The organism is Peptoniphilus sp. BV3AC2, from assembly GCF_000478945.1.
Classification (GTDB): Bacteria; Bacillota; Clostridia; order Tissierellales; family Peptoniphilaceae; genus Peptoniphilus_B; species Peptoniphilus_B duerdenii.
The window spans coordinates 1-13,115 of sequence record NZ_AWXD01000003.1 but is presented as its reverse complement, the minus strand read 5'-3'; the positions used below and the strand labels follow the sequence as shown (position 1 = coordinate 13,115).

Genomic DNA, 13,115 nt, shown 5'->3' with positions numbered 1-13,115 from the left:
GGCAGATGAACCAACAGGTAATTTGGATAGAAAAAATTCTAAGGAAATAATTGAAATTTTTAAATATTTTAACAAAACTTTAAAACAGACGATTATCCTAATCACCCATGACGAAGAAATAGCCTTACAAGCAAATCGAATTGTTACAATTGTCGATGGAAAAATTGTAGGAGATGAGAAACATGAATAAGAAGAATTTTCCTATTTTCATCTCATTATTTATTGTAAGTCTGTTTTTTACTGTGGTTTTTTATTACGGATATACAAATATGAAGGCTAACTATGGTTATTACATGGCTTCAAGCTTTTATCATGGAGAGATTAAAGAAGAACTTTCAAATGAAGATGTTGAAAAGTTAAAGTCCATTGAAGATATAGATTTGGTCGGAAAAATGTCTCTTAATCCCGATAATGGAAAACTTGCTGACGATTTAGTCGTTATAAACTACCAAGACGAAGCAATCAATAAGATGAGAGAGTATTCAAGACTTACCTGCGGCAGATTTGCAACAAAGGAAGACGAAATTGTACTATCTGAAAGCCTAGTAAAGAAAAATAAACTTAAAATAGGTGACAAGCTAGAACTTGATTTAGGCAAAAGGTTTTTAGATGGAGAAGAGATAGGTCCAACAAGTGCAAATACTGGCAGAGAAAAATTTGAGAGCAAAGGTTCTAAGAGTTTTACTTTAGTCGGTGTTTACGGAGAGGTCTACAACAAGTACAGTAAACTAAATTTTGCTCTAGGGCTACAAGATAAAATGCCTACATTTAGAAACTTTGTAAAATTTCATTCATTTGAAAAAGCTTACAAAAATAGAGATAAAATACAAGCAGAAATCAATCAGACTTTGGGCAAAAAAGTTACTTTAGAATTTTCTAAAAGTCTTATAAACTATTATGGATTAGAAAACGAACTCTTACAAAATATAATGAAAAAGGCCGTTCTTGTTCTATCAGTTCTTGGATGCATAGCAATCTTTGTGTTTTTTATAAAAAACATCTTTTGGGTTTGGGGGCTAAGGAAGATTAGAGAGCTTTCCATCTATAAATCTATTGGATCCACCAATGGACAGATTTATCTGTTACTTCTAAAGGAAGGACTTGTTACAACTATAGTTCCAATAATTTTAGGACATATTGCAGGATTTTTCTTTATGTATTGTTTGTATAAAAACATAACAAAAGGTGAAGGAGTAAGTGCCTTTGAAGTTATAAAATTTAATCCCTTATTAAGTTTGGCGATACTTGTAGTTTCCTTTGTGATTGTAGCACTAGCTATTAAATCCCCTGCGAAAAAGATTTCTAAAATAAACATTATAGACGGTATAAGAGGAAATATAGATTTTTCAAAATCAAAGAAGAAAAGAGCCAAAGATTTTTGGAAGGAATTAAAACTCAACAACTTAGCTTCAATAAAATCACAACGATATATTTCTGCAATAGGTATAATTATCATTTCGGTTTTTATAATCACTATAGCCATCTCAATTTACTACAGAGATTTTTCGCATTACGATGCTGGCTATAATTTTTCCGTGGACTATTTTAGTGAAAATAACCAAGTCCCAAAAATATTAAAAGAAATTGTAGATAAAATTCCTAACGAAAAGTCTTATATTTCAAAAGATAAGTATGTTCAAGTAGAAAACAATAACGAATTCTCAAAAGAAGCAAAGGCAGTTGGATTAGATGAGGAAGCGAAAAAGAATATAAAAAAATATAAGGCAAAGGGTATGGATGGGTTTATCATCGCCTTAGAAGAAAAAGACTTAAAACAACTTGGAGGAAAGAAGGGCGAATTTGTCCTCTACAATACAATTCAAGAAGATTCTTCTATTCCAATAGCAAAGGCAAAGAGAATTCCATATTTTGAAAACCCACAGACTTTAGACATTAACTTTGAAAATGATTATAAGAAGACTATTAAAATTTCAAAGACAATAACAGATTTGGGAAAATATAAGTCAAGAACAATGCCTTTTGATGTAAAAGTTTATACAGATTTTGACACTTATTTTAAACTTATGGAAGAAGCAGGTGATGAGATGTATACGGAATATGCCTATACTTTGAATATGAAGGTAAAAGACTCTGATACCAAAGATGTAAAAGAATATGTAGAGGCCATGATCAGAGAACAAATTTCACCTGAAGATAGATTTAATATCACAACAGGTGAAGAAATCGCACAAAATGAATATAAGGACGTGAAAAGTTTTATAAAACTTGTAATAGGAATAGCATCGATCATCTTTGTATTAAATATCACCAACGGTTACTCGTCCATTAATTTAAGTCTCATGAGCAGAAAAAAAGAAATCGGGAGTCTTTACTCTTGCGGGATGGATGTAGATGAGTTAAAGAACATCTATCAAAAAGAATTTATTGAAGAACAGGTAAAATCCTTTATAATTTCTATTATGGTGAGCTTAGGAGTTATGTTTATAATATCGATAATCGTTTCTGATTTAAGAATGAGTACTCTAATAAAATATTATGACTACAAAAGCTTCCTAGTATTCTCACTAGTCGTCTATGGTATTAACCTAATCATCTATCATTTTTCATTAAAGAGAATATTAGACAGACCGACCATAGATTTAATTCGAACAATATAATTTTAATTCAACTATTTATAATAACTGTATAAAAACAGACGAGGATTTTTATTTTTCCTCGTCTGTTTTTATTTAGGATTTTAAACATTCATCTTTTGTTTATTTTGCGTTTGTAGAATTGTTGGTGTTGTTATCAGCGTTTGTGTTTTCAGAATTATTATTAGAGTTTTCATTTTGATTTTCATCTGTATTTTCTACATTATTATCTACATTATTTTCTAATGAAACGCCGTTTGAATCGACTATATAGATTTCTTTACTTTCTCCTAGGTAGATAACTTCCATTCCAACTGTTTCAGATATAAATCTAATTGGGACGAAGGTTCTACTATTTGAAATAATTGCTGCTTGATCTATTGTTTTTTCGACTCCATTTACCATAACTTTCTTTGAGTCAATTGGAATTTCTATATTTTTATCTCTTATTTTTATAGTTGCAGTCTTGGTTTCAGGATTCCAATCAACTTCGCCTTTTAGTGCTTCTACGACAAATCTTAGAGGAACCAAGGTTCTGCTATTCTTTATAAATGGACTGACATCCATTTTATTTTTAATTCCATTCATTTCCCAATCTTTAGAGCCGACAACCATTCTTAAAAATTCAGCATCTTTATTTAAAAGTATGATGCTTCCAGTCTTGCCTGGAGCGCTAAATTCAACTTTTGAAATATTTTTATTCATTGGTCCGATAGAATACTTACCGCCTCCAAGATCATTTAGCACAACTGAATCAGATTTTGCGATAAACATGCTTGGGTTTATTTTAAATTTAGATCCATCTGGTTTTATTCCTTCGAATTTAACATTTAACTCTTCCCCTGGAGCAACTTTAACCTTGTCTCTATTTATATTTAGTGATTTTAATTTATCTAATCCTAAAACATCTACAGATAAGACTCCTGCAGCCCCTTCAGATGTTGTGATGCCTATGTCCACCTTACCAGGATTCATAGGGGAGAAGACGTCGTTGTTCCAAAATTCTTCCTGACCACTTAAATCATAGACAGAATATTTTACTTTAGATTTATCCATTGGTTGGTATGCAGTATCCCATACTGATTTCAAACCATACTGTGCATTTTCTCCAACGAATACTGTAGATGGACCAGAGATTTTAACTCCAGCAGCGATGCCTGTAGGTTGAGCCTTGTTAAATAGGCCTATACCATTTACAACTCTTCTTTCAGGACCATTTCTTTCTGGATTTACAAACCTAGTTCTTTCAGAACTTCCAAGTTCTTTTGCAACCATTGCAGTAGAACCGCCGCCGTCAAGATTTACCGCCTTAAATGCTTTTAACTCTACAAATATTTTGGACATATCGTTTAAACTAAGTCCGTAGGATCTCTTAGTTCTACCTTCAGCAGATAGAATGTAAAGAGTCTTGCCATCTTTAGAAATACCAACAGCAGTTCTTGCTCTAAATCCTCCTAGAACATTTACATCCTTTGTGTATTTCTTAGCTTGACCATTATCCACAAGCAGACCATGACCACCTATAAGCATCTTGTAGTCATTTCTAGGATAGATGGTGTAGTCAATCTTAAGTTGATCTCCAACTTTTATGTTTTGGTTGAAGAAATCTTTTGCTAAACCATCTAGTTGAAGGATGTATTTTCCTTCAGGCACAGCAAATGGGAAGTTCTTATCGGAAATCTGTTCAACAACATAGTTTGAATCTAGAAGAACTTCAGAATTTTTCTTGTCGCCTCTGGATTTAGATGCCCACATGCTATCGTAGAGATTTATTTTATTTTCATGAGAGTATTCATTTGTCGTATCGTACCAATAGTAACTTCTATTTAGACCACTAATTGGATATTTTTTTCCATTTGGAGCAGTTACTCCACCTTGGGACCAAACTCTTAGAATATCAGCAGTCATATCATTTGTAATCCCGATTGAATATACGTCCTTTATAACGGAAGGACTAGAAAGTAAAACTCCACCTCTCATAGAAGGACCTTCAGGAGTTCCTTGAAGAGCCATGTTGAAGAAGTCACCGTTAACAGTGGCAAGAGCATTCCTTGTATTTGCCATCTCAGAAACTGTAGCCCTTTGAGTATATTTTCCTTTACCAGTTATGATGTCTATATCTAAATCAGGATCTGAAAGATTACATTCTAAAATATAGACCCTAGTTTTGCCCTTTGCACCTTGGTAAGTGTAGCGAGTTTTAACCACGCCACCAGATATATTTTCCCTATTAATTAAATTTAAATTTGCGTAAGTAGAGTAGGGAATTAAAAATATAAATAATAATAAAATAGTTAATCGTTTTTTCATTTCAACCTCCACAGATATTATAGCACAGTCGGTTTCTATCAATGCTTAATTAGAAAATCTTTAATATATATGTAATATTGGATAGTATAATTCATAGCGATTTATTCTTGAAATACATTTAAAAGTGAACCGAACAGTTTGTATTCATATAAAAAATCCCTAACATAAGTTTTCTCTTACGTTAGGGATATTTTAATTTCTTTGATTTTCTAAAAACCTCGCAACACAGTAGGATGCAGACGGAACCATCGAGTAGTAACTATCTTTATAAGCTAAAGCAAAGTTTGACACATAGATGTCTTCGCACATATCAAAAGGAATAGCCACCACAGAATTGCCGTCCTTGAGCATAGATTTATCCTTTTTGGAAACATAAGCCTCTATATCTTTAAGACTTGAGCCTTTATCATCTTCCTTTAAATAGAATTCAAAATATAGTTGAGGTTTAGCTTCCACATAATCGTAATAAACATCGGTGAAACAGTCGCCTATAGATTCTGGATCACTTAAAGTTACTCCGATTTCATCCTGAAATTCTCTGTAGACAGATCTATAAATATCATTTATATCCATAATTTTTTTACCCTTATCAATGTGGGTGTACATATATTTAACAGATGCTTGAATGCCGACTCCAAGTTTACCTTTTTCTATAGAAACATTATTACCTCTCTTAATAAAGATTAAGTGTCCATCACTTGAAACTACCATACAGTTAAAACCTAATAAATTTGACATACCAGACTCTTCAAGGGTAGGAAAGAGTGGTCCAAAGAGGTGATCATCTCTTATGGTGCGTTTATTTTTCTTTACGTAGTCGATCATTCTATTGGATGCGCAAAAATCAAAATAGGTAGTCCTAGAAGTTTTGAGGGTGATCCTACCATTTTGTTCAGTTACGCCATCGAGCCTTATGGATTTATTATTATAGATATTTGAATTTTTGTGGACATCTTTAAGAATGTTTAAATTTTCAAGAAGATCATCGCTCATTCGATAGATATCATCGCTATCTTCTAAAATAATTTCTTTTCCTTTACAGGAGCAAAGCTTCCTAACAGGGAAGACTTCCTTCTCATAAAAATTAAAGTTCCAGTCGTCTTTATAAAACTTCCTTCTTATGTAGTGAGGAATTTTATTAAGTTTTGTATTTTTAAATTCATATAGGTATCCGTATTTCTCATCCAAGGGGTATTTTGAGATAAGTTTGCTGTAGTCATCGGTTGTCTTTAGTGAATCCTCAGTTTTTGTGGAGACAAAATTAATGGTTGAGACAATGAAAAAGTCTATCAACAGAATGAAGATTGCAGCAGTAAATACGGTTATATCTAAATAATCTTTTAGATTGAAAATTTTGTATACTTTGATAGTTACTATGAGGATGATAAAGTTAAAAAATAATCTGAGAAATATATCCTTACTAATAATATTTGTAAATATTTTTTTCAGTGATTCAATAAACTGGACAAATCTTCTTTCAAACATAGGACCTCCTAAATGAATTTTATTAACTGTTGCCTAGCTATCTATAATAATTATAACCAATATAATTTTAATTAAAAAGATAAATTATAGAGTAACCAGAAAATTAAAATATTCATAAAAATAATTATAAAAAAACCGTTGAAAAAACTTCAACGGTTATGTTGGGGTGGATAGTGGGATTCGAACCCACGACCTCAAGAGCCACAATCTTGCGCCCTAACCAACTAGGCCATACCCACCATATGACAACATATAAAATTTTAACATCGATTAAATATATTGTCAATACTTTTAATAGGTTAATTAATAAAATTTATACGTTAAATCTAAATAGTATTACGTCGCCATCTTGAACTACATAGTCTTTACCTTCGCTTCGTACGAGACCGTGTTCTTTTGCGGCATTCATAGATCCTGATTTAACTAAATCGTCATAACTTACGGTTTCTGCTCTTATAAATCCTCTTTCAAAATCGGTGTGAATTTTGCCTGCTGCTTGTGGAGCTTTGGTACCTTTTTTGATGGTCCATGCTCTTGTTTCCATAGGTCCTGATGTTAGATAAGAAATGAGACCTAGTAGACTGTAGGAAGCTCTTATAAGTTTATCAAGTCCTGATGATTTAAGTCCAAGTTCTTCTAAGAAGAGTTCTTTTTCATCATCGTCTAGGGTTTGAATTTGTGATTCAATTTCACATGAGATTACAACTACATCGGAGCCTTCTTTTGCTGCATATTCTTTCACATCAGCTACCATTTTATTACTTGCGCCGTCGTCTGCAATATCATCTTCAGAAACATTGGCAACGTAAATGATTGGTTTAGATGATAGAAGTTGGTAAGATTTTAAAATTTTACTTTCTTCTTCTGAAAGGTCAAGAGATCTAGCAGCTTTTCCTTGTTCCAAAACTTCTTTAGTCTTTTTTAAAACTTCTACTTCAAGGGCCAATGATTTATCAGCCTTAGCTTGTTTTTCAACTCTTGAAAGTCTCTTGTCAACTAAATCTAAATCAGAAAAGATTAGTTCAAGATTTATATTTTCAATATCACGAAGCGGATTTACAGAACCATCAACGTGGATGATATTGCTATCTTCGAAACATCTTACAACTTGAACGATGGAATCAACTTCACGAATATTTGCAAGGAATTGGTTACCTAGACCTTCACCCTTGCTCGCGCCTTTTACCAATCCTGCTATATCAAAAAATTCTATGGTTGCTGGTAGAATTCTCTCTGAATTATTAATTTTAGATAAAACTTCTAATCTTTCATCTGGCACTGCTACCACGCCGATATTTGGTTCTATAGTTGCAAATGGATAGTTTGCAGCTTCTGCACCGGCTTTGGTAAGTGCATTAAAAAGTGTAGACTTGCCTACATTTGGAAGTCCAACTATTCCTAATTTCATAAATATCTCCTCACTTTACTTGTTAATTATATCATAGAATTTATGTTAATTTTAATGAACTTCCAATATAAAATAAAATAATTGGTGCTATAATATTACTAAGTAAAGAATTAAATTAATAAATGAAAACAGAGGTGCTAAATGAAAGTAGCAGTATTTGCAGGTACATACGTTGACACTAAGATGGGTTCAGACTTACTTGAAAAAAACAATTTTGAAACAATTCTATATCCTATTTCAAAAAATCCCAAAGAACAGTCGAAGCTACAGTTCTATTCAGTAGAAGAACTCACAAATATCGTAAAAGAAAAGATTGAAGACGCAAAAGAAAATGGAGCAGAGAAGATATTCATCTATTGCAATTCTCTATCCGTTGCAATTGATTTAAAATATCTAAGAGAAAGTACTGGCATGGAAATCATCACACCTATAGATGTGTACAAAAACTTGGATAAGAAGTATAAAAACATAGCAATTATCGCCGCAAATTCGAAATCTGCATTTAAAATTGATCAAATTCTTTGTGAAGAGGAATTTAAAAATATAGTTGCCATTGGAAACCTAACCTTGGTAGAAGCAATAGAAGACAAATTAAAACCAGAAGAAATAATAAAGCTGCTTGCTCTTGATAAACTCGCTGATTATTTTAATGAGATTAAAAGAGAAAAGCTAGATCTTATAATTTTAGGCTGCACACATTTTCCATATATAAAGGAAGAACTTGAAAAGCTAACAGACATAAAAATTCTAGACCCAGCTGCGGAAATGATTAAGATGCTAGGAGAATAAAATAAGATGCTATCCGGATAGCATGTACATAAATTTAAATGCTCTACCTAGAGCATGGAAAATTTTTTTGTGCAAAACTTAATTATTTTTAGAATAAACAAAACATAGATTTCTAATTATCCTTTTAAATCTCATTAAATGCTCGCAAATCCTTATTCTAAAGGGCTTCGAGCATTTTTACTGTTGGAAGATACTTCACGTTTCCTTATATATTTCCTCATGAATTGACTGTCAGAAGTGGTAAATTAGTAGTAAATTCATCTGTACTACTAAGCAACAAGACGTTCCTGCTGTTTCTTTTTTTCCAAGCGGTTCATCTCTGCCATAGCAGAATCGAATGTAGCATGTGCGTAATAGTTCAGCGTCATGTTTATATTCGCATGCCCCATAATGTACTGCAATGCTTTTGGGTTCATTCCTGCATTTGCATAGTTAGTGCAGAACGTATGACGCAAAATGTGTGGAGTGATATGGGGTAGCTTATCCTCATGATATTTATTGTATTTCTTGACAAGGTTTTTCAACATACCATTGTAATCACTTGCCACTTTAGGATAGTCTTTCCCATTGAGAAAAAGGAAATTACTATAACCATCAATCACAACACATTTACGGTTCTTCCGATTCGCCAGCACTCGCTGAAACGCTTGATAGGCTTCTTCAACCATAGGAACTTGTCGTTCGCCACTTTTAGTCTTGGGAGTTTCAATGTAGTATCCATTTTCAGTATCTCGTAGTAACTGATGGTCTACCTTGACAAGACGATTTTCAAAATCCAAATCTGGAAGTGTCAGACCGCCAAACTCTGAAATACGAAGACCCGTTTTTAAGAGTATCAGGATTTCATCATAATTCTTGCTGTAGGTCTTATCAGCTTTCGCAAAGGATAACAGCTTTTCTTCCTGCTCCGTTGTCAATGCGACTTTAGGAACAGTATCATCATCAATGACGGTATTTAGCTGGAAGTCAAAGGGATTCTTCCGAACACAATCGTCTTCAATCGCAATATAGAATGAAGCCCTTAAAGAACGCTTATAGTTATTGATGGTTTGATAAGCATATCCATCTTCACTCATTCTAATCGCCCATTCTTTAGCGTCAGACGGTTTAATGCTGTCTATGCTCCTTGCACCTAACTTGTCCTTTGTCAAAATATCCATCAGATATTTCCGTCCAGTTTGCGTGCCTTTCTTCACATTGGGTCTTTGAGCATTCTGCTTTGCGTAAAGCTGACAAAGTGTCATTTTCTTTCCTACAACATCAATGCCATCATGAATGTCTTTCAGTAGCTCCGCAACTTTTTCCCGAAGAGGAACACAATCACGCTTTCCTGCTGGTACTCTGTCTGTAGCCACCAGTTTCCATGAGTAGATAAATTGCGGTTCTCCAAATGAATCTACATATTTATATAAGTATCTTCCGTCTTTTCGTTGGCTCTCCCCAGTCTTTAAAATGCGACCTTTATTGTCACGTCTTTTCTCTGACATGGCTTTCGCTCCTTTCCAAAATGGAAAGAGCCTTGATACGACTTAATGCTATTTTATCATATCCAAGACCCTTTGGCGACGCTAGATTGCGTCCAATTTATCAATAATTTTTTCAAACTGTTTTCGCTTTATCTGAATACGATTGCCATTCATAATCAGCCAATCAGCATTTTTATTTTCATCTGCCAAACGACGGAGCTTATTTTCGCCAATACGGAAATACTTAGACGCTTCTTCAATGGTCAGGGTATAACGCTCCCAGATAGGAATATCTGTCTGCTTCATAAAATCCTCCTTTCCCAATCACACGTTAGATTTCATAAAAGTAGTTTTACAAGCAATCGAACAGCTTTAGCAAAGCTCACGGGAGTTCCACCCTTGCACGGTTCTCGTCCAACTGTACTCATTGCCTGCGACGCTTTTAACGCTCGGACTATGACGATACAGGAGTATCATTATTACGATAAGAATGTCTTCGCTGGCAATCCTGCTAAAGATTACTTCTCGGATCACTGACATGAATCGCTCGCTATCTTTACAGGGCAGGTCATGGCGGTCAGCTCCGTTGGCTCTTTTCTTATCGAAATGTATTCGACTGCTGTTATTCAGTTTTCAAAGAACAGATGGCTTGTCAGCCTATCAAAACATACTGAAAGACAATATGCTTTGATGGAATAACAAACCTCCCCAATCGGGAAGTATGGAAAGCTCGTCCGCACTTCCACGAAAAGAGAGATAAATCGGTGCTACTCAATCTCAAATGACAGGATTTTTGTAATCAACCTGGTTTCCATTCGTCCACGTAAGACCTCATCAACGACCATACTTTGATTGCCATATTCATCTTTCATCAACCGTAGAGAGCGTTTAGCAATGTACCCTCTGTAATAATGTAGAATCTGGTTAATCGCTTCTGTATCGCCATCACAAGCCTTTACAATCAATGGGAATGGAATTCTGGAATATTCTTTTCTCATTCTTCGTTTTCCTCCTCCATAAACTTCTTGATTAAGGCTAGTCCACTGGTTCTATGCCGATAGACAGTAGAACGGTTCAATTTCAACAGGTCTGCAATTTCTGAATCGCTCATGTCCATAAAGTAAAACAGCAGTAGAATTTCACGTTTCTTGTCTGGCAACTCACGTAATGCTTCACTCAACAAATCATTTTCAACGCCTACTGATAACCCATTGAGTGTAAAAATCTGAAAGTCAGTTGAATAGTTATCTGTTGTCGCAAACTGGCTAACAAGATAATCGCCAACATCCGAAAAGGACACCTCACGCTTTGCAATCCTTGAAAGATAAAGCATATAATTCTTTCGCTCGTCTTCCATAGCACGTTTACAGATATAGTCAAACTGATTTTCTATTGTGGTCTGAAAAGAAGATGGTTTCATGTTTCTCATCCCCTTTCTGTCTAGGAAAGGAAGTGAGCCTTGCTCGTTTATCTCCTTTCACTCTTAGTCCCAATGTGAAAGGGGGATTTGTTGCATTACTGATAAATAAACTTTGTAAAAAAGTTCTGAATAGCCAAAAAAGCATATAAACAGATTTATTTCTCTGTTTACATGCTTCTGTTATTCTATCTATATGATTTATAAAACCACATTGGTGGACGTACTTATCTATTGCAGATAGACGACTTTTTTTGACAAGAACCCAATGTAAGGAAATTTATTGTATATGATGTACTTCATGGCGACGTTGACCTCCAACAAACCGCCATTTGGAAGTAATATACAATATTTTAACAGCGTAAATAGCACTACCATATAACGGTTTTTTTATTGGCGTTTAGTAGTGCTTTTTATTAAATATAAACCTATAAACCATATAACACGTTTTTCTATACCTGTTTTTAATTCAGTAGGAACAATAAAATGTATAGAGGTGGTCTACTATGCGTAAAAAAGAAGATAAATATGATTTTAGAGCCTTTGGTTTAGCCATTAAAGAAGCTCGATTGAAACGAGGTTTAACTCGTGAACAAGTGGGAGCATTGATTGAAATTGACCCACGGTACTTAACTAATATTGAAAATAAAGGGCAACACCCCAGCATACAAGTTCTTTATGACCTTGTATCGTTACTTCATGTTTCCGTTGATGAATTTTTCTTACCTGCTAATAACTTGGTAAAAAGCACCCGACGATTACAGATAGAGAAATACATGGATAGCTTTACAGACAAAGAACTATCCTTAATGGAATCTTTAGCCAGCGGTATCAACGAAGCAAGAAACATCGAAGACTAATTAAAAGAATCCATACATAACGGAAAGAGCCGATAAAATGAGATTGTATTAATCTCATTTTATCGGCTCTGCGTCTTTGCGTCTGGCTCTGTAATCACAGTTACTTTGAACTGCTTTATTTCAATTAAATTTTCTTGTCTGCATTTCGGACAATAGAGGGGGAATTTTTTTAATTCAGTATCTTCCCTTATCTTTAATCGTGTTTTATTTCCACATACAGGACACAATATCCACTTGTAGTTTATAATAACTATCTCCTCCTTTACACTTTAATTCAAATCTTTATTAAAAAATATTTCATCTTATTTAACAAGAAACCATATTTATATAACAACATAAAATACACTAAGTTATTTTATTGAACATATATCGTACTTTATCTATCCGACTATTTGGACGACGGGGCTGGCAAACAGGTTCACCGGTAGTAACATGGTACCCTTTTAACTCTGTTAAACAAACACTACGTCCATTTGTAAAGAAAGTTAAATCACTACGATATTCTTGAATACACCGAGCAGGGATTTCTCCACTAAGAATGACCTCATTATTTTTCAATTGAGTGTCTACGATGTTCGCACAATATTTAGGAGCATCGTTGTATGCTCGTGAAAGATATTCCTGTGGCGCATAAATTTTAAAACTAAGATATGGCTCTAACAATTCTGTTCCAGCTTTTTTTAAGACTTGTTCCAATACAATAGGAGCAAGCATCCGAAAATCTGCTGGGGTACTAACAGGGCTATAGTATAAGCCATACTTAAAACAGATTTTACAGTCCGTCAC

The 13,115-nt window shown here is 34.0% G+C and carries 11 protein-coding genes, 1 tRNA gene and 2 pseudogenes; 4 read left to right on the top strand and 10 right to left on the bottom strand.

The annotated features are described in order from the left end of the window. Positions 1 to 190: pseudogene (locus HMPREF1252_RS00090) on the top strand (ABC transporter ATP-binding protein); the annotation flags it as partial. Beyond that, entirely contained in the window at positions 183 to 2,618 is a 2,436-nt protein-coding gene (locus tag HMPREF1252_RS00085) for an FtsX-like permease family protein (RefSeq protein ID WP_036746639.1), read from the top strand. The pseudogene HMPREF1252_RS00090 and the gene HMPREF1252_RS00085, both read left to right, overlap by 8 nt. A 99-nt stretch (positions 2,619 to 2,717) precedes the next feature. Here the strand turns inward: HMPREF1252_RS00085 and HMPREF1252_RS00080 are convergent, their stop codons facing one another. The 4 genes from HMPREF1252_RS00080 to ychF all read right to left on the bottom strand — a co-directional run bounded on the left by HMPREF1252_RS00080 (position 2,718) and on the right by ychF (position 7,797). Continuing rightward, positions 2,718 to 4,904 (bottom strand): stalk domain-containing protein, encoded by a 2,187-nt coding sequence (locus HMPREF1252_RS00080; protein WP_023058837.1) that lies wholly within the window; start codon positions 4,902 to 4,904, stop codon positions 2,718 to 2,720. A gap of 192 nt (positions 4,905 to 5,096) precedes the next feature. Beyond that, positions 5,097 to 6,389, bottom strand: a complete 1,293-nt coding sequence (locus HMPREF1252_RS00075; protein WP_023058838.1) for a hypothetical protein — start codon at positions 6,387 to 6,389, stop codon at positions 5,097 to 5,099. A 162-nt stretch (positions 6,390 to 6,551) separates the two neighbouring features. Next, positions 6,552 to 6,628, bottom strand: a tRNA-His gene (locus tag HMPREF1252_RS00070). A 74-nt stretch (positions 6,629 to 6,702) separates the two neighbouring features. Further along, complete coding sequence (gene ychF / locus HMPREF1252_RS00065) at positions 6,703 to 7,797, bottom strand: redox-regulated ATPase YchF (protein WP_023058839.1); 1,095 nt, start codon at positions 7,795 to 7,797, stop codon at positions 6,703 to 6,705. Positions 7,798 to 7,938: 141 nt separating this feature from the next. On the opposite strand from ychF, the gene HMPREF1252_RS00060 reads away from it, so the two are divergent. Continuing rightward, positions 7,939 to 8,586, top strand: a complete 648-nt coding sequence (locus HMPREF1252_RS00060) for an aspartate/glutamate racemase family protein (protein WP_023058835.1) — start codon at positions 7,939 to 7,941, stop codon at positions 8,584 to 8,586. 269 nt (positions 8,587 to 8,855) lie between these two features. Here the strand turns inward: HMPREF1252_RS00060 and HMPREF1252_RS00055 are convergent, their stop codons facing one another. The 4 genes from HMPREF1252_RS00055 to HMPREF1252_RS00040 all read right to left on the bottom strand — a co-directional run bounded on the left by HMPREF1252_RS00055 (position 8,856) and on the right by HMPREF1252_RS00040 (position 11,472). Then, positions 8,856 to 10,073 carry a tyrosine-type recombinase/integrase gene (locus tag HMPREF1252_RS00055; RefSeq protein ID WP_001291569.1) on the bottom strand — a complete coding sequence of 406 codons (1,218 nt, stop codon included), beginning with the start codon at positions 10,071 to 10,073 and terminating at the stop codon, positions 8,856 to 8,858. A gap of 81 nt (positions 10,074 to 10,154) precedes the next feature. Next, on the bottom strand, positions 10,155 to 10,358 hold the full coding sequence (locus HMPREF1252_RS00050; protein WP_000814510.1) for an excisionase: 204 nt from the start codon (positions 10,356 to 10,358) through the stop codon (positions 10,155 to 10,157). A 461-nt stretch (positions 10,359 to 10,819) separates the two neighbouring features. Continuing rightward, positions 10,820 to 11,050: a helix-turn-helix domain-containing protein gene (locus tag HMPREF1252_RS00045; RefSeq protein ID WP_001224508.1), complete on the bottom strand. Its 231-nt coding sequence runs from the start codon at positions 11,048 to 11,050 to the stop codon at positions 10,820 to 10,822. Continuing rightward, the gene (locus HMPREF1252_RS00040; protein WP_005957428.1) at positions 11,047 to 11,472 is read right to left on the bottom strand and encodes a sigma-70 family RNA polymerase sigma factor; all 426 of its coding nucleotides are present in this window, start codon (positions 11,470 to 11,472) and stop codon (positions 11,047 to 11,049) included. The genes HMPREF1252_RS00045 and HMPREF1252_RS00040 overlap by 4 nt, the downstream gene beginning before the upstream one ends. Before the next feature lie 503 nt (positions 11,473 to 11,975). Between HMPREF1252_RS00040 and HMPREF1252_RS00035 the strand changes: the two genes are divergently transcribed. Beyond that, on the top strand, positions 11,976 to 12,329 hold the full coding sequence (locus tag HMPREF1252_RS00035) for a helix-turn-helix transcriptional regulator (protein WP_001227347.1): 354 nt from the start codon (positions 11,976 to 11,978) through the stop codon (positions 12,327 to 12,329). A gap of 59 nt (positions 12,330 to 12,388) precedes the next feature. On the opposite strand, the gene HMPREF1252_RS00030 is transcribed toward HMPREF1252_RS00035, so the two are convergent. After that, the gene (locus tag HMPREF1252_RS00030; protein WP_000336323.1) at positions 12,389 to 12,556 is read right to left on the bottom strand and encodes a cysteine-rich KTR domain-containing protein; all 168 of its coding nucleotides are present in this window, start codon (positions 12,554 to 12,556) and stop codon (positions 12,389 to 12,391) included. Between the two features lie 118 nt (positions 12,557 to 12,674). Further along, positions 12,675 to 13,115, bottom strand: a pseudogene (locus tag HMPREF1252_RS00025) (tetracycline resistance ribosomal protection protein); the annotation flags it as partial.